Raw genomic sequence first — 21057 nt, forward strand, 5'->3', positions numbered from 1 at the left:
GGAACGCCTGTTCGCGGCACGCGACACGCGCATCACGGAGCATCGACATGTCAACCCACGTCATCAGCTTTTTCGCGGGCAACGGCGCGCACGCGTCGTTCGAGAATCATCGCCGCTATTGCGCGCGTCGTTCCTATGCGCACGAATATGTCGATACGAGCAGCATCGGCTGGCAACATCTGCGCATGCAGCGCAAATACCAGATGCTCCTGCGTACGCTGCGCGCGTGCGCCGAGGGCGATCTCGTCTTGCTTCTGACGCAGGATTGCCTGCTGTTGCGCGACGTCTCATGCGAGACCTTGATCGCGAATTCGGGCCGCGACTGGATCGTCATAACGTCCGGCGACGGCGACGCCGGTTATGTGATGGCGGCGTTTCAACTCTGGCGCAACACGGCCGCCGCTCGCGAGCAGGTGGAGCGCATCTGTCAGGGCGCGAAGTTCGGCGGCGCGCTCGCGAGCGAGTCCGAGTTGCTGCGCGCGCTCGAACCGCTGCCTTTCAACGTGTCGATCGGCGGAATCGTGCCGGTCATTCCGGCTGCGCTGCATGTGCATCCGGTTTGGGCCGAATGGTCCGCATTCGCGATCGCGCTGGAGGACATTCCCGACGCGCCGAAAAATCACCCGGTCTTCGCGGATTTGCGCGATCTGCTCGCGGAGCACATCAACGATTGCCACGCGAAAGGGCTACCGTACCTCATGCTGCCGCCGCACGACGACAGCGTCGCCGCCGCGAGTTACGAGGCGCTGAATCGTCATGCGCCCATCGCGCTCGCGATGCTCTACACGCCGAATATCCGCGAATACGGCGCGATTGCCGAGCGCAACCTGCGCCGTTACTGCGAGCGTCACGGCTATGCGCTTCATCTTTATCGCGACGTACCGGCGGAAGCGGGGACGGGCGCGAGCGGCAACTGGCTCAAGCCGTGGGTGCTGCGCCGTCATCTGGCGGATCACGCGTGGCTTTTCTGGATCGACGCCGACGTGCTCATCACGAATCAGGACACGCCGCTCGAACCGCTGCTGACGAACCGCGACCGCGTGATCGCCATGGACGTGAGCTGGCAGTTCAACTCAGGCATCATGGGCTTTCGCAATACGCCGCAGAACCTCGCCGTGCTGACGGAAATCGCGCAGAGCATCGGTGCGATCGCGGACAAGTCGTCGACCTATGCGAGCGGCGGCGATCAGGACGTGTTCATCAGGATTCTGCAGCAGCACGGCATGGCAGAGGATCGCGACCTGCTCGACTGCACGACGCTCAACACGCCATATCAGCTTCAGAGCGGCGATAGCTTCATGGTGCATTACATGCATATGTGGCCGTCGCTACGCGCGCTCGCGATGCATCATGGCGATCTCGTGAGCCAGATCCGCGGCGCACGCCGATCATGAGCGCGCAACGCGCTTGCGTTCTTGACTTTCTGATCGATTACGCGCAAGCATGAGTGATCGCGCGGTGCTGTCGCGCGGCTATCGTCTTTGTACGTAGTCCCTACATACACATCACTCCGATGGTGACGCGTCCGCCCACACCACGGCAGCAGATCCGCCTGTGCACCGGGAGCGATGGCGTGCGCATCGCGTTCGCGACGTGCGGTTCGGGGCCACCGCTCATCAAGGCGGCGAACTGGCTCAGTCATCTGGAGCTGGATTTCACGAGTCCGGTCTGGAACCATCTGATGCTCGAGCTGAGCAGCCAGCACACGCTGATTCGCTACGATCAGCGCGGCTGCGGCCTCTCGGATCGCGAGGTCGCCGAGATATCTTTCGCCGCCTGGCTGCGCGATCTGGAATCCGTCGTCGATGCGAGCGGGTTCGAGCGCTTTCCGATGCTCGGGATATCGCAGGGCGCGTCGATCGCCATCGCGTATGCGGTCGCGCATCCGGAGCGCGTCACGCATCTCGTGCTGCACGGCGGCTACGCACGCGGCCGGCTCAAGCGCTCGTGCGATCCCGCGCTGCACGAAGAAGCCGAAATGCTCGTGAAGCTCGCGGAACTCGGCTGGGGCAAGCAGAATCCGGCGTTCCGCCAGTTTTTCACGACGCAGTTCATTCCAGGCGGCACGCCGGAGCAGCATCACTGGTTCAACGAGCTCGAACGTCTCACGACCACGCCGCGCAACGCCGCGCGCATCATGCGCGTATTCAACGAGATCGACGTGGTCGACCTGCTGCCGCGCGTGCAATGTCCGACACTCGTGATGCACGCGAGCGGCGATGCGCGCGTGCCGTTCGACGAAAGCCGCCTGCTCGCCGGCCAGATTCCCGGCGCGCGCTTCGTGCCGCTCGAAAGCGAGAATCACCTCGTGCTCGAATCCGAGCCGGCGTGGGCGCGCTGGCGCGATGAAGTGCGCGCGTTCGTGCCGTCATCGGCGCAGGTGACCGATGGCGCGTTCTCCGCGTTGACGCCGCGCGAACGCGACATCGTCGAACTGCTCGCGGGCGGCCGCGACAACGCGCAAATCGCCGCGCGTCTCGCGTTGAGCGAGAAGACCGTGCGCAACCACATCACCAGCATCTTCGCGAAGCTGGAAGTCGAGAACCGCGCGCAGGCCATCGTGCTCGCGCGGCGCGCGGGCTTCGACGCGCCCGCCGTCTGAAGCGTTTCGTTCATGCGCTTCGGGACAAAAGTCCCCCTTTCTATCCGCCAAAAGCCAGCTTTCAAGCCCGCAACCGGGACATGCGCCTCATGCGAACGGGCGTGCTTGTCCCGAGAATGCATCGCAGAACGGTGACGCGATGCATGACCTCGATGTATGACCTTTACGCCGACCTGTTCGACGAAGCGCTGCTTCTCAGGCGCACATTCATCGCAGTCATCGACGCAGAGTCATCCCGGAGTTCGCACATGAAAGCCGTTCAGCACGAGTCCACCCAATCGAGCCAGCAACAACGCTACGCGAAGTGCATCGAAGTGTCCCGCCGCATCCGCTGGGATATCGATCGCGACGTATTGCGCGGCCGTCACTTCGATCCCGCGCACAAGTTCATGCCCGACGGGCTGTCCGAAGTGAACCGCCTGCCGTTTCTGGACGCGCGCGAACGCCGCCTGATGTCGCAGGTTCAGGGCCGCACCTACGCGAACATGTTCGGCATGATCGAGCGATTCATCGGCGCGAAGATGCTCGAAGTCGGCCGCGATCACGCGCTCGGCGATCAGAGCGCGCTGGAAGCGATCGTTCGTTTCACCGACGAGGAACTGAAGCATCAGGAGTTGTTCCGCCGCGTCGAGAAGCTCGCGGCCGAAGCGCTTCCGGCAGGCTATCGGTTCGTCCCGCAAGCCGACGAAGTCGCCGCGTTCGTGCTCGGCAAATCCACCTGGTCGATTCTCGCGCTGACCTGTTGCATCGAAATCGTCACGCAGGTGCATTACCGGCAGAGCATGGAAAGCGACAGCAGCCTGTCGCCGCTCTTCAAGGACATTTTCCTCTTCCACTGGAAGGAAGAGTCGCAGCACGCGATCATCGACGAACTGGAGTGGCTGCGCGAGGACGCACGCATCGACGACGCTGCGCGCGACGTCGCGGTCGGCGATCTGATCGATCTGGTCGCGGCCATCGACGGCATGATGCAGGCGCAAGCCGCCGCCGACGCGCATTACTTCATTACGCTGCTCGACCGCGCGCTGTCCGACGAAGAAGAGGCGCGCGTGCATGCGTTGCTTGTCGATGCATATCGCTGGCAGTACATCATCTCGGGCGTCGACGAGCCGCGCTTCGGCGAAATCCTGATGAGCGTGATCGACGAGCGCCAGGGCGAACGGCTCGGCGCCGCGCTCGCGCCGATGAGACGCCGCGCGCTCGCAAGCGAGTTCGACGCGCTTGCGTGACGCGACCGGTGTAAAGCGCAGCAAGGCCGGGTCATGGCACCCGGCCTTCTTCATTTTTAAGAAAGTAAAATGTAAGGAAAATCGCTTTGCTGCTCTGCAAAACGCTGAATTGCCATGAAAATCTAGTCGATACCGGCGTACTGAACGCCATTTTTTTCGTGCAACATATGCGTCATACGTAGTCGCCGTTCGCTGTCCCAAACTGATAAATAGATTGGACCATCATGCTCGCCGAACCGTTGCCGCACGCGCACGATATCGAAAAATTCGCCGAAGACCACGAGCGCTTTGCGCGTCACACGCCGTCTGAAATTTCCATCTGTCTGCGCAATCTCGTGCAGCGCCGCGACATGCTCACCGTGACGAGCGCGCAAGGGCAGATCGTCACGCAATTGCTCGAAGTCGATGTGCGCGAGGCGCGCATCGTGTTCGACTGGGGCGGCGACGCATCGGACAATCGCGCGCTGCTCGACGCGCGGCAGTTGTATTTCAAGGGCGCGCCGGACGGCGTGCGCGTCGAATTCACGACGGCCTCCGCGCACGCCGTGACGCACGAAGGGCGGCCCGCGTTCGAAGTGCCGTTTCCCGAGAAGCTGTATCAGTTCCAGCGCCGCGAATATTTTCGTGTGCCCGCGCCGATTCTCGATCCGTTCTACGCGAAAGGCGCATTCGCCGACGGCGAGTCGTTCCGCTGCGAAGTGCACGACCTGTCGCTCGGCGGCATCGCGCTGCGCACGGAGTTGCCGCGTCTCGCGGAAACGGAGATCGGCACCGTGTTCAGCGATGTCGTGCTGCATCTCGGTCCGGGCGCGGCCTTGCCCGTCGATCTCGAACTCGTGTCGCCGCGCACCGTGACGACGCCGCGCGGCGACGTGCGCCATGTCGTCGGCTTTCGCTTCGTGCGGCTTTCGGGCGCGGCGGAGACCGTGCTGCAGCGGCTCATCACGCGCATGGAAGCGAAGCGCCGCAGCCTGTCCGCGTAAGCAGCATGGAAGCGGGCACGCGTGGAGTAGAATGCGTGCCTCTTTCCTCTGATGACGACGCATGTTGCGCAAGGCCTGGCGCGGAGAAGAACGCTTCTGGAAAGTCTGGTGGCTGTTGGGCGTGCCGATTCACCTCGCATGGTGGTTCGTCTACCTCGACCTCTGGGCGAGCGGCATCGCGCCCGAAACATTCCTGCTGATGACCGTCTGGTTCTGGCCGGGCATGCTGGGCCTGTTCGCCGCCTGCTCGGCGCTGTATCTCCTCTGGTGCATGCTCGCCTGGCGCTGCTCAGGCAATGTGAAACACCGCGTATGGACGGTCCTCGCGCGCGTGCTGATCGGCGTCGGGCTCGGCTCCTTTCTCACGGAATGCGCGTTGATTCTCACGGCGCCCTTCGCCTGATTCGTCGCGGCTGATACGGGCCGACACGCACCGCGCGTCGATTCCCGCGCACGCCGTCCGGCTTCGCGTGCACAATGTCCGGGCTTGCTCAAGCGTGCAACGCGGCCAACGACGAACGGACAACGACGCGCATGCTCAACGAATTCGCCAAGACGGTTCTCGTGATCGTCGCCGCATTGTTCCCGATCATCAATCCGCCCGCGGTGGCGCTCGTCGTGCTGAGCGTGCTGCCGCACATGAGCGATGCCGAGCGCAACGAGCTCGCGCGGCGTATCTGCATCAACAGTTTCGCGATCCTGCTGGCGTCGCTGTCGATCGGCGCGTACGTGCTGTCGTTCTTCGGCATCTCGATTCCGGTGCTGCGCGTGGCGGGCGGCCTCGTCGTCGCGATGGCGGGCTGGACGCTGCTCCAGGCGCCCGATGACGACGACGCCCCCGAATCCGCGCCCAGGCCGCGCAGCGGCGCATCGCTGCGGGCGAAGGCGTTTTATCCTCTGACGCTGCCGATCACCGTCGGGCCGGGAGCGATCGCGGTCGCCATCGCGCTCGGCACCGGCTCGCCGCGTCACGGACTTCAGCCGGTGCATCTCGCGGGCGTGGGCATCGGGCTCGTGCTCGTGTGCGCGAGCATCTATCTGTGCGTGCGCTTCGCCGGCCATCTCGAACGGCTGCTCGGCACCACCGGCACGCAGGTCGCGATGCGTCTCTTCGCGTTCGTCATCTTCTGCATCGGCGTGGAGATCCTGTGGCTCGGGCTTTCCGAGCTGATCGCGTCGGTTCATCTCGACATCAAATAGGCGCGTTTCCCCGGAAAAACCCCAAGCGACGCTGCCCGATGGCAGCGCTACCATTTTTCGCTTCGAATGGTAACGCTACCATCAAGGAGACGCTGCTTGACTTCGAATCGCAAGAAGCCGGAAGAACTGCGCAGTCACCGCTGGTACGGCGTGAACGATCTGCGCTCGTTCGGCCACCGCTCGCGCACGGCGCAGATGGGCTATCACTCGTCCGATTACCGCGGCAAGCCGGTCATCGCGGTGCTCAACACGTGGAGCGAGATCAACCCGTGCCACACGCATTTCAAGCAGCGCGTCGAGGAAGTGAAGCGCGGCATCTGGCAGGCGGGCGGCTTTCCCGTCGAGATGCCGGTGATGACGCTCGCCGAGCCGTTCCAGAAGCCGACGACCATGCTCTACCGCAATTTCCTCGCGATGGAAGTCGAGGAAGTGCTGCGCTCGTATCCGTTCGACGGCTGCGTGCTGATGGGCGGCTGCGACAAGACCACGCCCGGCCTGCTGATGGGCGCGATCAGCATGGACGTGCCCGCGATCTACCTTCCGGCCGGCCCGATGCTGCGCGGCGACTGGAACGGCCGCACGCTCGGCAGCGGCTCGGACACGTGGAAATACTGGGCGGAGTTGCGCGCCGGCAGGATCACCGAGGATGAATGGAAGGGCGTGGAAAGCGGCATCGCGCGCTCGCCGGGACATTGCATGACGATGGGCACGGCATCGACGATGACGAGCGCCGCCGAAGCGCTCGGCATGACGCTGCCGGGCTTCGCGTCGATACCGGCGGTGGATTCGCGGCATGCGCAGTACGCGTCGCTGACGGGGCAGCGCATTGTCGAGATGGTATGGACGGACCTGAAGCCGTCGGACATTCTGACGCCGACGTCTTTCGACAACGCCGTGACGACCGTGCTCGCGATGTCCGGTTCGACCAACGCGATCGTGCATCTGGTGGCGGTCGCGCGTCGCGCGGGCGTGCCGCTGACGACCGCGCGCTTCGACGAACTTGCGCGCGTGACGCCGGTGATCGGCAACATCCGGCCGGCCGGCAAGTATCTGATGGAGGACTTCTTCTATGCGGGCGGCCTGCGCGCGCTGCTCGCCGAGCTCGGCGACTTGATCGATCGCTCGCAACTAACTGTCAATGGCGCGACGCTCGGCGAGAACATCGAGGGCGCCGAGATTTTCAACGACGACGTGATTCGCCGTCGCGACAATCCGCTGGTTCCGAACGATGGCCTTGCCGTGCTGACGGGCAATCTCGCGCCGGACGGCGCCGTGATCAAACCGGCGGCGATGGAAGCGCATTTGCTGAAGCATCGCGGGCGGGCGGTCGTGTTCAGGGACTACGCCGATATGGCTGCGCGCATCGACGATGAAGCCCTCGACGTCTCTGCCGATTCGGTGATCGTGCTTCAGCACGCGGGGCCGGTCGGTGCGCCGGGGATGCCGGAGTGGGGCCAGTTGCCGATTCCGCAGAAGCTTTTGAAGCAGGGCGTGCGCGATATGGTCCGCATCTCCGATGCGCGCATGAGCGGCACGAGCTACGGCGCGTGCGTGCTGCATGTGGCGCCGGAATCGTTCGTCGGCGGGCCGCTCTCGCTGGTGAGGGATGGCGATATCGTCGAACTGGACGTGCCCGCGCGGCGTCTGCATCTCGATGTCGGCGATGACGAGCTCGCCGCGCGCCGCGCCGCGTGGACGCCGCCGAAGCGTCCGTTCGAACGCGGCTTCGGCGTGATGCATCAACTGCATGTGACGCAGGCGGACAAGGGCTGCGATTTCGATTTCCTCGAAGAGAAAACCGCGACCGGCGGCGAGCCGGACATTCACTGAGAAGCGCAACATCATGACGACACAAGACATCGCCATTTCCGATGAAACCATCGAACTATTGCGTCACGTCAGCACGGCGACGCTCACGACGCAGCTTTTCAAGCGCGGTCTGCGCAACGTGTTCCTGCAGGGCGTCGCGCCGCTCGTGAAGCCCGCGAAGGGCGCGCCGAACATGGTCGGGCCGGCGTTCACGCTGCGCAACATTCCGGCGCGTGAGGATATCGATCATGTCGGCGTGTTTCAGGACCCGGAACATCCGCAGCGCAAGGCGGTGGAGACCGCACCGGCAGGGAGTGTGCTCGTGCAGGATTGCCGCGGCGAGCGCGGCGTGGCGTCGACGGGATCGATTCTCACGATGCGGCTCAAGGTTCGCGGTGTCGCGGGCATGGTGTCGGATGGCTGTGTGCGTGACAGCGGCACGATCGGCGATATCGGATTGCCGCTGTTCTGTGCGGGCGCGAGGGCGCCGCTCAATCTCGCGAAGCATCACGCTGTGGATATGAACGTGCCGATCGCGTGCGGCGGTGTCGCGGTGTATCCGGGGGATATCGTCGTCGGGGATGTCGATGGCGTCGTCATCGTGCCGCGCTATATGGCGGAGGATGTCGCCCGTGATGCTAGCGAGCAGGAGATCTTGGAGGAGTTTTTGTCTTCGCGCGTCGAAGGGGGCGCTGTGCTGCGTGGTACCTATCCGCCGGATGAGGGGACGCTTTCTGCTTACAGAGAGTGGCGCGAGCAGCGCGGCGGGTGAGTGTGTTTTTTTCGCCGGATCCCGTTTTCGCGTCGCGTCGCGTCGCGTCCGTCGGGTGTCCTGCGTGCGCTTCTTTCTATGAAATCCTGTTTTCGCGTCGGTCTATTAGCGTTGCCCCTGTGCGGGGCGGCAGTCACTTTCTTTGCTGCTGCAAAGAAAGTAACCAAAGAAACAGCTATCCCCAGCCTAAGCACTTCAGGCCGGCCGCGGCACAGAAGATTGCACGTGGTCCAGCAGTAGCGAGTGCCCTCATAGGCCTAACCGGGCTTGGACCGCGCACGGTCTGACTAGCTAGAACATTAAGGGCGCTGGTTCAGCACCAAATAGCTCCGGCACAGCGCTACGCGCTGCCGTTGGGTCTGCAAGGGACCCCAACGAATCACAAATGCAGTGAGATGGAAGCGTAAGCAAAGAAGCACACGCATCCCCGATGGACCGATCGGCCGCGAAGCGGGCCGGAGCTATTTGGTGCTGAACCAGTTTGTTATGCGGCGCGATGTGACAGACCGTGCGCGATCCAAGCCCGGTAAGGCCTATGAGGGCACTCGCTACTGCCGGACCACGAGAGTGCTTCTGTGCCGGGGCCGGTGTGAAGTACTTTGGATGGGGATAGCTGTTTCTTTGGTTACTTTCTTTGCAGCAGCAAAGAAAGTGACTGCCGCCCCGCACAGGGGCAACGCTAATAGACCGACGCGAAAACAGGATTTCACGCACGCACCCGAGCATAAACCCGGTGACTGCCGCCCCGCACAGGGGCAGAGCCAATAGACCGACACGAATACGAGAAGTCCATAAAAGCCGAACGCAAAGTTAGCAGCAGCAAAGAAGGTAACTGCCGCCCCGCACAGGGGCAACGCAAATAGACCGCCACGAACCCGGGATCCGGCGAAACGAAAAAATGCAGCCCAACAAGCCAAAAACCCGCCGCCCCCGGACGGGGCAAAAAACCGTCCGCATAACCGACGTAGCGACGACCGCCGGCGTCTCCCCCATCACAGTGTCCCGCGTCTTCAACGCCCCCCACACGGTGGCACCAGAAACCCTGAACCGCGTGCGACGCGCAGTCGCCGACCTCGGCTATGTGCCGAACCGCCTGGCCGGCGGCCTGTCATCGGCGAAATCGCGTTTGATCGCGGCGATCGTCCCGACCCTGGCGCATTCGCTCTTCTCCGCAACCGTGCAAGCCTTCAGCGATACGATGTCCCGCGCCGGCTATCAGGTGCTGCTCGGCCTGTCCGGCTACAGCGACGAAGACGAAGACCAGCTCCTCGACGCCATCCTGAGCCGCCGCCCCGAAGGCGTATTCCTGACAGGCGTCGCGCACACGCCGACGCTCAGGGAACGCCTGCGCAAGATCGGCATCCCGATCGTCGAAACGTGGGACATGAGCGACGATCCCATCGATATGCTCGTCGGCTTCTCGCATCACCAGATCGGCGTGGCGGTCGCGGAGCGCTTCGTCGCGCGCGGCACCCGCCGTCCCGCGCTCGTATCCGCGAACGATCAACGCGCGCTCGCGCGGCGGCGCGGTTTCGTCGAAACACTCGCGAAACACGGCATCGACGATGTCGCCGAGACGCTGATGCCCGCGCCCAGTTCCGTCGCGCTCGGCAAGGAAGGCCTGCGACGCGTGCTCGAAACCCGCGCGGGCGTCGATGCGATCTTCTGCAGCTCCGATCTGCTCGCGCTCGGCGTAGTCTCCGAAGCGCGGCGGCTCGCGATCGACATCCCAGGGCGCATCGCCGTGTGCGGCTTCGGCGACCTCGAATTCGGCGCCGACACCTTGCCCGCGCTCACGACCGTGCGCGTGGACGGCAGGCGCATCGGCGCGACGGCGGCGCGCTGTCTGATCGACCGGCTGAACGGCGCGACGGAACGAACGCGCGTCGACGTGGGCTTCGAGCTGGTCGAGCGCGAAACGCTGTGACGACGCGCCCGGTCAGGGCAGAAGATTCCACTTGATGATCGCGCGCACGTCGCGTTCGAAGCCGAGCACGCTCATCGCGGCGGTGTCCATCGCGAGATGCGCGCCGAGCGACGGCGAGCCCGTCGCCCATTGCGCGCCGAATACGCGCGAAAAATGCGCGTGCGAAAAAAGCGCGATGTTCGCCCCGTTCGTCGCGATCAGCTTGTCGATGAGCGCCTGCGCGCGCCTGCCGACATCGGCAAGATTCTCGCCCTCCGGAATCGGCGATGTCCACACGGACCAGTCCGGAATCTCCTTGCGGATATCCGGCGTTTTCAGCCCTTCATAGACGCCGTAGTTCCACTCGTGCAACTCCGGCTCGACCTGCGCGCGATCGCCCAGACCGGCGAGGCGGCAGGTCTCGATCGCGCGGCCCATCGGGCTCGTCAGGACGAGATCGAACGATTGCGATGAAAGGATCGGCGCGAGCGCGGCCGCCTGTTCGCGGCCGGCATCGGTGAGCGGCACGTCCGTCGTGCCGGTGTGCTGGCCCGACTTGCTCCATTCGGTTTCGCCATGCCGGATCAGCCAGATATGGACGCCAACTTTCGAGTTCATGTCGTTCACCCGGTGTCTGAAGAATTCGCTCGCGTGCCGCCACGACCCGGCCACGGCACAGCTTGCGATTCTGCACCGTTTGCCGCGCGCGCGCCGCGAAGCTGCGCTCAGTCGAGCTCGCCCGCCGCGAACGCCTTCAGCAGATGATGCGCGATCGCAAACGGCTTCGGCGCCGATAGCCCTTGTTCGTGCGTGCCATCGAGCATCGCGGCGACGTCCTTGCGTGTGAACCAGCGCGCATCTTCCAGCTCGTTTTTGTCGATGACGATCTCGACGCTCGCCGCCCGCGCAAAGCAGCCGATCATCAGCGACGACGGAAACGGCCACGGCTGCGACGCGTAATAGTGCACGTCCGTGCAGCGAATGCCCGCTTCTTCCAGCACCTCGCGATACACCGCGTGCTCGAAAGTCTCGCCCGGCTCGACGAAGCCCGCGAGCGCCGAATACATGCCCGGCAGAAATTGCGGCTGACGGCCGAGGAGGCAACGCTCGCCATCGGTGACGAGCATGATGACCACGGGATCGACGCGCGGAAAATGCTGCGCCTTGCAACTCGGGCAGATGCGCCGCCAGCCCGCGCCGGCGGAATCGGTCGGCTGGCCGCAGTTCGCGCAGAAGCGATGCCGCCGATGCCAGTCGAGCATCGAGCGCGCTTCGCCGAGCGCGCTGACCATTGGCGGCGCAACGAGGCCTTGCATCGCGATGGGACGAAGCTCGACCGCTTCGACATCGGGCAGCGCGGGCGGTTCGGCGTCGAATGAATGGGCGAAAAGCGCGCGCTGATCGGCGTCGCGGCCGAGAAACACGGTTTGCGCGGGCGCGCCGAGCGGGGCGATTTCCTGCACGCCGAAAAGCGGATCGTGGCCGCCATCGGCGCGCTTGAATAGCGGCACGTTGTTCACGAAGAGCAGAAAGCGCGTGGACGGATCGTCGCGCAGACCGGCGACGAACGCTTCGTCGTCGCGCTTCTCCGACACGCGATCGAGCGGATCGAGCGTAAAACCGATGGCATGAGGCGGCGTGGGCATAGTATTTTTCGTGTGTGACGGGAAGATGCAAGGCCAACCGGGAATCGTAGCGAAGTTGGCGCGTCCTTGCAGGGCGACGCTTCGCCGGTTCGATCGATCAACGCCGTACGCGCGGAGACGTGCCGATGATTACGCTCTACTCCTATCCTCAGTTGTTCGGCCTCGAAGACAACAATCCGTTCGGGTTGAAGGTGTTCGCGTTCCTGAAGCTGACGGGCCTGCCGTTCGAGCATCGTCATGTGCTCGACACGAGCGCGGCGCCGCGCGGCCAGCTTCCGTATCTCGTCGACGACGATGAAACCGTCGGCGACAGCGATGCGATCATCGCGCATCTGACGCGCAAATACGCGCTCACGCTCGACGACGCGCTGAGCGCCCCGCAGCGCGATCTCGATCTGCTGATCCGCCGCACGCTCGACGATCTCTACTGGGTAATGTCCTACTCGCGCTGGCGCGACGACCGCTACTGGCCGCGCTTTCGCGATGCGCTGCTCGCGCAGCTTCCGGATGTCGGCGGTGAAGTACTCGAAGGCGCGCGCAAGTACAACTTCGAGCGCTATCGCTATCAGGGCATCGGGCGATACGAACCGGATGCCGCCTATGCGCGCGGCATCGCGAGTCTTCAGGCGATCTCAAACCAACTGGGCGACGGCCCGTTCATGTTCGGCGATGCGCCCGTGAGCATCGACGCCGCGTTGTATGGCTTCGTCGCGAACATCTGGTTCTATGACATCGATACGCCGCTCAAGGAATTCGTCGGCACGCGCGGGAATCTCGTTGCGCATTGCGGCGCGATGCGTGAGCGCATGGGACAGAGCGCGGCGCCGGACCATTGAATCTCACATAGGCTCGAGCGCCGGTTGAGTGACCTTTCCTCACAATACGCTGCATTAATATCCATTGAGCCGCTCTGACACGTCTCCGATAATGGGTCGCACATACACGCGAACTACAAACTGGAGACAACGTGGAGAAGACGAACGGACGCGTCGCGGTCGTGACGGGCGGCGCAATGGGCATCGGCGCTGAAACGGCGGAACAGCTCGGCAAGCGCGGCTATCACGTGGTGCTGGCCGACCTCGACAAGGAAAACGCCGAGGAAACCGCCGCGCGTCTCAATGCGCGGGAGCTGTCGATTTCGGCGGTGCAGATGAATGTCGGCAAGCCCGAGTCGATCGCCACGGCGTTCGAGCACATCGCGAAGACGCACGGGCGCTGCGACGTGCTCGTGAACGGCGCGGGCATCGCGAAGCTGGTGTCGTTCATCGACTATCCGCTCGACGCCTTTCTCAACACGATGCAGGTCAACGTGACCGGCACCATGCTGTGCGCGCAGCACGCCGCGCGTCTGATGGTCGAACGCCGCTGGGGACGCATCGTCAATATCGCTTCGGTGGCGGGCATGCGCGCGGTCGGCAAGGGCCGCACCGCGTACGGCACGTCGAAGGGCGCGGTGATCGCGCTGACGCGCCAGATGGCCGTCGAATTGTGCGATTACGGCATCACGGCGAACGCGGTCGCGCCCGGTCCCGTCGATACACCGATGACCAAGGTCCTGCACAGCGACCAGTTCCGCGAGGAATATTCGCGCGCGATCCCGATGAAGCGCTACGGCACGACATCGGAGATCGCGGCGGCGATCTGCTATCTCGCCTCCGATGAAGCGGCGTACACCAACGGCGTGGTGCTGCCGGTGGACGGCGGCTTTCTCTCTTGGGGCGCGGGCGCGGTTTGACGAACCGGGCAGGGACGCCGTCCGAAGTCTGCGAAGCACTCCGGACGGCGACAAAAACTCAGCGCCGATCCGCCGCGCCGAGCATCAGAATGCGCTGCGCCATGCGCAGGTTCGCATAGTCGATCATCTTGCCGTCGACGGACACCGCGCCGCGTCCGTCGGCTTCCGCCTGCTGCATCGCGTCGACGACGCGGGCCGCGAACGCGAGTTCTTCCGGCGACGGCGTGAACGCGCCGCGCGTCGCCTCAATCTGCGAGGGGTGAATCACTTGCTTGCCGTCGAAACCGAGCGCCGCCGCTTTCTCCGCCCACGCGCGCGTGAGCGTTTCATCGCGATACGCGCCGCATGGGCCGTCGATCGCGCGCAGCCCGAAGGCGCGCGCGGCGACGAGCACACGCATCATCGGATAAGCGAAGAGATCGAGCGGCGTTTCGACATGGCGTTCACCCACGAGCGACGTCTGCCGATAACCCGCCGGCGAGCCGCCGATCTCCGCACTGCGCGCGCCGATGGAACCCGCGAAATCGCCGACGCCCAGATGCAGCGCCGCGATGCGCGTGCTGCTTTGCGCGAGCGCTTCGACCATCACGAGGCCGAGCGCGGTTTCGATCAGCAGGTCGATGGCGAGCGGCGCCGTGCGCGCATTGCCTTCGGCGCTGTCGATCATGCGCGTGATCGCTTCGATATGCGCGGGACGTTCGGCCTTCGGCACGATGATGGAATCGAGCCGCGCGATGGGCGCGAGCGCGCGGATCTCTTCCTCGATATGACGGCTGCCGTATGCATTCACGCGCACTAGCATGGTCTTCGTGCCCCAGTCGAGTTCACGCAGCGCGCTTGTTGCGCCTTGCAGCGCTTCGGCTTTTTCCGACTCGGGCACGGCGTCTTCGAGATCGAGAAACACCGCATCCGCCGATGAGCGCGCAGCCGATTCCACATGACGCCTGCGATTCGCGGGCACCGCGAGCACGGTGCGCGTCAGGCGATATTCATTTGCGTCACTCATGCGGTGCTCCGTTTGCCGAGGCGCAGTTCATCGAGCACGCTTTGCGTGTGTTCGCCGACTGCGGGAATCGGCTTCATCACCGGTTCGACGCCGGGAATCGTGATCGCGGGCAGGAACATCGTGAGCGGTCCGGTCGGCGAGCCGACTTCACGCGTGCGCTTGCGTGCATTGACTTGCGGATGATCGACGAATTCTTCCACCGAATTCATGCGCGCGTTGGCGATCGCGGCGCGGTCGAGGCGCGCGAGCACGTCGTCGCTGGTCCACGCGGAGAAACGCGCTTCGATCAGCGCTTCGAGCGCATCGCGATTGGCGAGGCGCTGCGGATTGCTGTTGAAGCGCGCATCGACGGCGATGCTTTTATCGCCGAGCACGACATCGCAGAACGACAGCCACTCGCGTTCGTTCTGAATGCCGAAGAAGATGCTGCGACCGTCGCCGGTGCGGAACGGGCCATATGGAGCGATGGTCGCGTGACGCATGCCGTTGCGCTTGAGCGGCTTGCCGCTGCCCGTCACGTAGTACGCGGGATAGCTCATCCACTCCGTCATCGAATCGAAGAGCGACACTTCGAACGCCGTGCCCTTGCCCGTGCGTTCGCGATGATAAAGCGCCATCAGCACGCCGTTCAGCGCATACATGCCGGTGGCGATATCGGCGATCGCGAGGCCGCATTTGGCCGGCTCCGCTTCGCTGCCGTTGATCGCGAGGAAGCCGGATTCGCATTGCACGAGCAGGTCGTAGGCCTTCTTGCTGCTGTACGGGCCGCCGCTGCCGTAGCCGGAAATATCGCACGCGATCAGACGCGGAAAGCGCGCGACGAGCGACTTGGCATCGAGACCGAGCTTCGCGGCCGCGCCCGGCGCGAGGTTTTGCAGGAACACGTCGGCGGTTTCGAGCAGCGCGAAGAGCGCAGCGGCGCCTTCATCGCTCTTGATGTCGAGCGCGACGCTTTCCTTCGAACGATTGGTCCAGACGAACTGGCTCGACATGCCGTTCATCACGGTGTCGTAGTCGCGGCAGAAATCGCCGTTGCCGGGCCGTTCGATCTTGATGATGCGCGCGCCCCAGTCCGCGAGATGGCGGGACGCGAGCGGCGCGGCGATGGCCTGTTCGAGCGACACCACGGTGATGCCCGAAAGCGGAAGCGACATGCGTTGTCTCCTGATTGTGTGAGTCACGTCGGCGGCGCTTCAGCCACCGTACGAAAAATCGTAGCGCGCGTGACGCATCAGGAGGAAATACTGTTTGGAACTACGGGGTATAGGCGAATCCAATATGCCCGCGTTCGGGACCTATCTCTCGTTCGTGGTGGCGTCGATGCCGGGCGCCAGTTCAGCGACGATCTGCTGCATGCAGTCCTGCACCGCGCGCGAGGCGGCCGTCTGCGGCACCGCATTGAGGCGGCACAGCGCGACGGAGCGTTCGAGCGTCGGCTTGACGAGAAAGCGCGTGAGCAGATCCTTGTGCGTGCCTTGCCCCTTGGCGGCGCGGTCGCGCCCGAGATAGCTCGACAGGATGGTCGCGGCTTCACCGCGCCGCGCGATCTCGAGCATGGTCGGCAGCGAATCGATATCGGCCACGACGTTCAGATCGAGGCCCGCGCTATCGAATGCCCGCTCGACGAGCAGGCGCAGGCCATGCGATTTGCCGGGCAGCACGATGGGCACGCCGGACAGCAGTTCGAGCGGCACGGTCTTCGCGCGCGGATTGCCGACCCACGCCGCGCCATGCACGGCGAGACGCTCGTTGAAGAGCGGAATCACGGAGACGCCGCGCGTTTCGGTTTCGCGAAAGAGCACGGCGATATCGAGCCGGCCATTGGCGAGCAGCTCGTTCAGGTAGCCGCTCATGCTTTCGAAAATCTGCAGCTGGATGCCGGGATACGTGGCGCGCATGCGCTCGAAAAGCGGCACCGCGAGCACCGATGCGACGCTCGTCGGCAGTCCCACCGCGACCTGGCCGGACAGTGCATGCTCGCCGCGCTTCACGTCGCCGCGCATCTGCGCGATCTGCTTGATGATCGACTGCGCGTGACGGTACAGCGTCACGCCGGCTTCGGTGGGCGCGACGCCGGAATAACTGCGCATCAGAAGCGGGACGCCCAGATCGCTCTCCATTTCGGCGATCTGCTGGCTCAGCGACGGCTGCGAGATCGACAGCGCGAGCGCCGCTTTCGAGAGGCTGCCGGCATCGACGCAGGCCACGAAATAGCGCATCTGGCGAATGTCCATCGTGCTTGTCTCCGTTATGCGTGGTTTGCATGGATGACCACTGGATATAGGCGTGAATTATATCCTCTATTGCCAATTCGTATTTGTAGCGGTCGAAGCGATCTCCCTATACTTTTTTTCACTAAGCAACGACATAGCACTTGATCGCTAACCGTTCATCGAACAGGAGACATAGCAATGCCAACGGAGGCCAGGACCATTTTCATCGGCGGCGAGTGGAGCGCCGCTCAATCGCAGGGCTCGCTCGACGTACGCTCGCCGATCGACGGCGAAGTGTTCACGTCGATTTCCCGCGGCGGCAAGCCGGAAGTAGATCGCGCGGTAGCGGCGGCGCGCGATGCGCTCGCCGGTCCGTGGAGCACGATGGCCGGCTTCGAGCGCGGCCGCATCATGAGCAGGCTGTCGGCGTTGATTCTCGACAATCTCGAAGAACTGGCGCAGCTCGAAGCACGCGACACCGGCAAGCCGATCACGCAGGCACGAACGGATATCCGCGCGACCGCACGCTATTTCGAGTTCTACGCGGGCGCCGCCGACAAGATTCTCGGTGACGTGCTGCCGTTCCTCGACGGCTATCAGGTCACCGTGCAGCGCGAGCCGCGCGGCGTATGCGGGCTGATCATTCCGTGGAACTATCCCGCGTCGATGTTCGGCCGCACCATCGGCCCGGCGCTCGCCACGGGCAACACGGTCGTATTGAAGCCCGCCGAAGACGCGAGCATGAGCTGCACGCGGCTGACCGCGCTGGCGCACGAAGCGGGCTTGCCTGCGGGCGTGATCAACCTCGTGACCGGTCTCGGCGAGGAAGCGGGCGCGGCGCTGTCGCAGCATCCCGATATCGATTTCCTCTCGTTCACCGGCTCGCCCGAAGTCGGCACGCTGATTCAGACGGCAGCCGCGAAGAACCACGTGCCGTGCGTGCTCGAACTCGGCGGCAAGTCGCCGCAGATCGTGTTCGACGATGCCGATTTCGACAACGCGGCGAAGACCATCATCGGCGTCATCACGCAGAACGCGGGGCAGACGTGCTCGGCAGGCAGCCGCGTGCTGATCCAGCGCTCCGCGTATGACCGCTTCATCGCGATGCTCAAGGAGAAGATGTCGGACGTGCGGGTCGGCGCGCCGGCGGCGGATCTTCAGTGCGGGCCGGTCATCAACGGCACGCAGCAGACCAAGGTGAAGGGCTTCATCGAACGCGCACGCGCCGACGGCATCGACGTGATCGCGCAAGGTTCGCTCGATAAAAGTGCCGTGGAAACCGGCTATTTCGTCACGCCGACGCTCTTCGGCCCGGTGCCGACGACGCACGAGCTCGCGCAGGACGAGGTGTTCGGCCCGGTGCTCGCGGCGATTCCGTTCGAGGACGAAGCCGAAGCCATCGCGATCGCCAACGGCACCGCATACGGACTCGTCGCGGGACTGTGGACGGAGAACGGCGCACGTCAGATGCGCGTCGCGAAGAAGCTGCGCGTGGGCCAGGTGTTCATCAACAACTATGGCGCGGGCGGCGGCATCGAATTGCCGTTCGGCGGCGTGAAGCGCAGCGGTCACGGCCGCGAGAAGGGCCTGGAAGCGCTCAAGGAATACACCGTCGCGAAGACCGTCGTGCTGAAGCACGGCTGATGCGCACGTCAATCAAACGAGGAGACACAACCGCATGACCGCTGTTCCCGAATTTTCCCGCGCGGCCGTGCTGCGCGAATTCAAAGCGCCGCTGAAGATCGAGGAAGTGCCGCTGCCGCGCGATACCGAGCCGAACGCCGCGCTCGTCAAGATCGAAATGTGCTCGATCTGCGGCACCGATGTGCATCTGTGGCAAGGCTCGCTCTCATTGAAGGTGAATCTGCCGGTGATCATCGGTCACGAGATGGTCGGGCGCGTGGTGCGCGCGGGCGCGGGCGTGACGACCGATTCCGTCGGCACGCCGCTGAAGGTCGGCGACCGCGTCGTCTATACGCATACGTCCTGCGGTGGCTGCTACTTCTGCACGACCGCGCGCAAGCCGACGCTCTGCACGAATCGCCGCGCGTACATGTACGAGAACATCGAGGAATCGCCGTATCTGCTCGGCGGTTTCTCGCAATACGGCTATGTGCTGCCGCAGGCGGGGCGTCTTCGCGTGCCGGATTCGGTGCCGAACGAACTCGCGAGTCTGTCGAGTTGCGCGCTGCGCTCGGTGATGAACGCGTTCTCGCAGATCGGCGAAATCGAGCCGACCGATACCGTGCTGATTCAAGGCGCCGGCCCGCTCGGCCTGCTCGCGACAGCGAACGCACGCGTGCGCGGCGCGAAGAAGATCATCGTGATCGGCTCGCCTTCGGCGCGTCTGAAGATGGCCGAGCGCTTCGGCGCGGACGTGTGCATTCCCGTCGAAGGCGCCACGCCGCAAGAGCGGCTCGATGCCGTGCTCGCCCAAACCGAAGGACGCGGCGCGGACATCGTCATGGAGTTCACCGGCGTGCCCGCGGCGTTCGCGGAAGGCCTCGCGCTCGCGCGCAAGGGCGGACGTTACCTGGTGGTCGGCCAGCTCGGCGAAGCATCGACGACGATGGCGCCTTCGATGATCGTGAAGAAGAACCTGCAGGTCATCGGTTCATTTTCAGGCGATGCCCGCAGCTATTCGCTCGCGCTCCAGTTCCTCGAAAAGCATCAGCACGCCTTCCCGTTCCACGAAATGATCACGGGCCGCTACAAGCTCGATGAAGTCAACACGGCGCTCACGCGCATGAAGAATTTCGAGGAGGTGAAGCCCGTTATCACGGTGGACTGATCCGATAGCACGCAGCAGCGCCGCAGTAAATCTCGCAGCAGATACGCCGGTTCCTACGATGAAACCGGCGTCCATACAAATATCACACAACAGGAGACAACCCATGAAACTCGATCGTCGCAGCTTCCTCGTCACGAGCGCAGGAACCGCAGCGGTAGCCGCCTCGGGCATGATGGGCGCGCCGTGGATCAGGCGTGCGCAGGCGGCGGAATTCAGCTACAAGGTCGGCACGGATCTGCCGGCATCGCATCCGCTGAACGTGCGTATCCAGCAAGCCGCCGATGCCATCAAGAAGGAGACCGACGGCCGCATGGAGATTCGCGTGTTCGCGAACAACCAGCTCGGCGGCGATCCGGACATGTTCGCGCAGCTGCGCGCGGGCGCGCTCGAATTCTTCACGCTGTCGGGCGCGAACGCGTTGTCGTCGCTGGTGCCGAAGACCGCGATCACGGGCACGGGCTTCGCGTTCAAGGACTACGACCAGGTGTTTGCCGCGCTCGACGGCGAGCTCGGCGCACATCTGCGCGGCCTCATCACGAAGGCCGGTCTCGTCGTGCAGGACAAGGTGTGGGACAACGGCTTCCGCCAGATCACCACGAGCTCGAAGGCGATCAAGACGCCGGGCGATCTGCAAGGCCTGAAAATCCGCGTGCCGCCGGGCCGTCTGTGGATCTCGCTGTTCCGCTCGCTCAACTCCGCGCCGACATCCATCAGTTTCAACGAGGTGTATTCGTCGTTGCAGACGAAGGTGGTCGAAGGTCAGGAAAACGCACTCGCGGTGGTCGACACGGCCAAGCTCTATGAAGTGCAGAAGTACTGCTCGATGACGAGTCACATGTGGGACGGCTTCTGGTTCCTCGGCAACCGTGCGGCGTGGGAGAAGCTGCCGACGAACATTCGCGACGTCACCTCGAAGCATTTGAATGCGTACGCCATGCTTCAGCGCAAGGACGTCGCGCAACTGAATGCATCGCTGCAAAAGACGCTGGAAAGCAAGGGCCTGCAATTCAATGCGCCCGACCTGAACAGCTTCCGCGAGGTCTTGCAGAAATCGGGCTTCTACGCCGAGCAAAAGAAGTTCTTCGGCGAAGAGGAGTGGGCGCTGCTCGAGAAAGTCACCGGGAAACTCGCATGAGAACGCATATGGCCGATGAATTCACGCAAG

At 64.0% G+C, this 21057-nt stretch carries 19 protein-coding genes; 14 read left to right on the forward strand and 5 right to left on the reverse strand.

The window, feature by feature from the left end:
* Nucleotides 1–47: 47 nt before the first annotated feature.
* The 9 genes from AWB78_RS26470 (at nt 48) to AWB78_RS26510 (ending at nt 10522) form a co-directional block, all read left to right on the forward strand.
* Entirely contained in the window at nt 48–1394 is a 1347-nt protein-coding gene (locus AWB78_RS26470; RefSeq protein WP_062608928.1) for a glycosyltransferase family protein, read from the forward strand.
* A gap of 119 nt (nt 1395–1513) precedes the next feature.
* Entirely contained in the window at nt 1514–2602 is a 1089-nt protein-coding gene (locus AWB78_RS26475; RefSeq protein ID WP_062608929.1) for an alpha/beta fold hydrolase, read from the forward strand.
* 248 nt (nt 2603–2850) lie between these two features.
* Nucleotides 2851–3831, forward strand: a complete 981-nt coding sequence (locus tag AWB78_RS26480) for a hypothetical protein (RefSeq protein ID WP_062608971.1) — start codon at nt 2851–2853, stop codon at nt 3829–3831.
* A gap of 224 nt (nt 3832–4055) precedes the next feature.
* Entirely contained in the window at nt 4056–4814 is a 759-nt protein-coding gene (locus AWB78_RS26485) for a flagellar brake protein (RefSeq protein WP_062608930.1), read from the forward strand.
* Nucleotides 4815–4875: 61 nt separating this feature from the next.
* On the forward strand, nt 4876–5217 hold the full coding sequence (locus tag AWB78_RS26490; RefSeq protein ID WP_062608931.1) for a hypothetical protein: 342 nt from the start codon (nt 4876–4878) through the stop codon (nt 5215–5217).
* Between the two features lie 131 nt (nt 5218–5348).
* Complete coding sequence (locus AWB78_RS26495) at nt 5349–6014, forward strand: MarC family protein (protein WP_062608972.1); 666 nt, start codon at nt 5349–5351, stop codon at nt 6012–6014.
* A gap of 66 nt (nt 6015–6080) precedes the next feature.
* A complete protein-coding gene (gene araD, locus AWB78_RS26500; protein WP_062608932.1) occupies nt 6081–7844 on the forward strand; it encodes an L-arabinonate dehydratase in 1764 nt (587 codons plus the stop codon).
* Between the two features lie 13 nt (nt 7845–7857).
* Nucleotides 7858–8595: a ribonuclease activity regulator RraA gene (locus AWB78_RS26505; protein WP_062608933.1), complete on the forward strand. Its 738-nt coding sequence runs from the start codon at nt 7858–7860 to the stop codon at nt 8593–8595.
* Between the two features lie 898 nt (nt 8596–9493).
* Nucleotides 9494–10522: a LacI family DNA-binding transcriptional regulator gene (locus AWB78_RS26510; RefSeq protein ID WP_062608934.1), complete on the forward strand. Its 1029-nt coding sequence runs from the start codon at nt 9494–9496 to the stop codon at nt 10520–10522.
* A gap of 12 nt (nt 10523–10534) precedes the next feature.
* Here the strand turns inward: AWB78_RS26510 and AWB78_RS26515 are convergent, their stop codons facing one another.
* Together AWB78_RS26515 and nudC are read right to left on the reverse strand one after the other, a co-directional pair.
* Nucleotides 10535–11119, reverse strand: coding sequence for a histidine phosphatase family protein (locus tag AWB78_RS26515; protein WP_062608973.1), 585 nt, complete (start codon nt 11117–11119; stop codon nt 10535–10537).
* A gap of 107 nt (nt 11120–11226) precedes the next feature.
* The gene (gene nudC / locus AWB78_RS26520; RefSeq protein ID WP_062608935.1) at nt 11227–12147 is read right to left on the reverse strand and encodes an NAD(+) diphosphatase; all 921 of its coding nucleotides are present in this window, start codon (nt 12145–12147) and stop codon (nt 11227–11229) included.
* Between the two features lie 125 nt (nt 12148–12272).
* On the opposite strand from nudC, the gene AWB78_RS26525 reads away from it, so the two are divergent.
* Together AWB78_RS26525 and AWB78_RS26530 are read left to right on the forward strand one after the other, a co-directional pair.
* Nucleotides 12273–12983, forward strand: a complete 711-nt coding sequence (locus AWB78_RS26525) for a glutathione S-transferase family protein (protein WP_062608936.1) — start codon at nt 12273–12275, stop codon at nt 12981–12983.
* Between the two features lie 131 nt (nt 12984–13114).
* On the forward strand, nt 13115–13882 hold the full coding sequence (locus AWB78_RS26530) for an SDR family NAD(P)-dependent oxidoreductase (RefSeq protein ID WP_074173539.1): 768 nt from the start codon (nt 13115–13117) through the stop codon (nt 13880–13882).
* Nucleotides 13883–13940: 58 nt separating this feature from the next.
* Here AWB78_RS26530 and AWB78_RS26535 read toward each other — a convergent pair whose 3' ends face one another.
* The 3 genes from AWB78_RS26535 to AWB78_RS26545 all read right to left on the reverse strand — a co-directional run bounded on the left by AWB78_RS26535 (nt 13941) and on the right by AWB78_RS26545 (nt 17122).
* Nucleotides 13941–14888: an HpcH/HpaI aldolase/citrate lyase family protein gene (locus AWB78_RS26535; protein ID WP_062608937.1), complete on the reverse strand. Its 948-nt coding sequence runs from the start codon at nt 14886–14888 to the stop codon at nt 13941–13943.
* Nucleotides 14885–16042 (reverse strand): CaiB/BaiF CoA transferase family protein, encoded by a 1158-nt coding sequence (locus AWB78_RS26540; RefSeq protein WP_062608938.1) that lies wholly within the window; start codon nt 16040–16042, stop codon nt 14885–14887. Before AWB78_RS26540 ends, AWB78_RS26535 begins: the two co-directional genes overlap by 4 nt.
* Before the next feature lie 141 nt (nt 16043–16183).
* Nucleotides 16184–17122 (reverse strand): LysR substrate-binding domain-containing protein, encoded by a 939-nt coding sequence (locus tag AWB78_RS26545; protein WP_062608939.1) that lies wholly within the window; start codon nt 17120–17122, stop codon nt 16184–16186.
* Nucleotides 17123–17299: 177 nt separating this feature from the next.
* On the opposite strand from AWB78_RS26545, the gene AWB78_RS26550 reads away from it, so the two are divergent.
* The 3 genes from AWB78_RS26550 (at nt 17300) to AWB78_RS26560 (ending at nt 21027) form a co-directional block, all read left to right on the forward strand.
* Complete coding sequence (locus AWB78_RS26550) at nt 17300–18745, forward strand: aldehyde dehydrogenase family protein (protein WP_062608940.1); 1446 nt, start codon at nt 17300–17302, stop codon at nt 18743–18745.
* Between the two features lie 34 nt (nt 18746–18779).
* Nucleotides 18780–19892 carry a zinc-binding dehydrogenase gene (locus AWB78_RS26555; protein ID WP_062608941.1) on the forward strand — a complete coding sequence of 371 codons (1113 nt, stop codon included), beginning with the start codon at nt 18780–18782 and terminating at the stop codon, nt 19890–19892.
* A gap of 103 nt (nt 19893–19995) precedes the next feature.
* Complete coding sequence (locus AWB78_RS26560; protein WP_062608942.1) at nt 19996–21027, forward strand: TRAP transporter substrate-binding protein; 1032 nt, start codon at nt 19996–19998, stop codon at nt 21025–21027.
* Nucleotides 21028–21057: the final 30 nt, after the last annotated feature.

Origin of the sequence: Caballeronia calidae (assembly GCF_900044055.2) — a bacterium.
In the GTDB taxonomy this organism is placed as follows: domain Bacteria; phylum Pseudomonadota; class Gammaproteobacteria; order Burkholderiales; family Burkholderiaceae; genus Caballeronia; species Caballeronia calidae.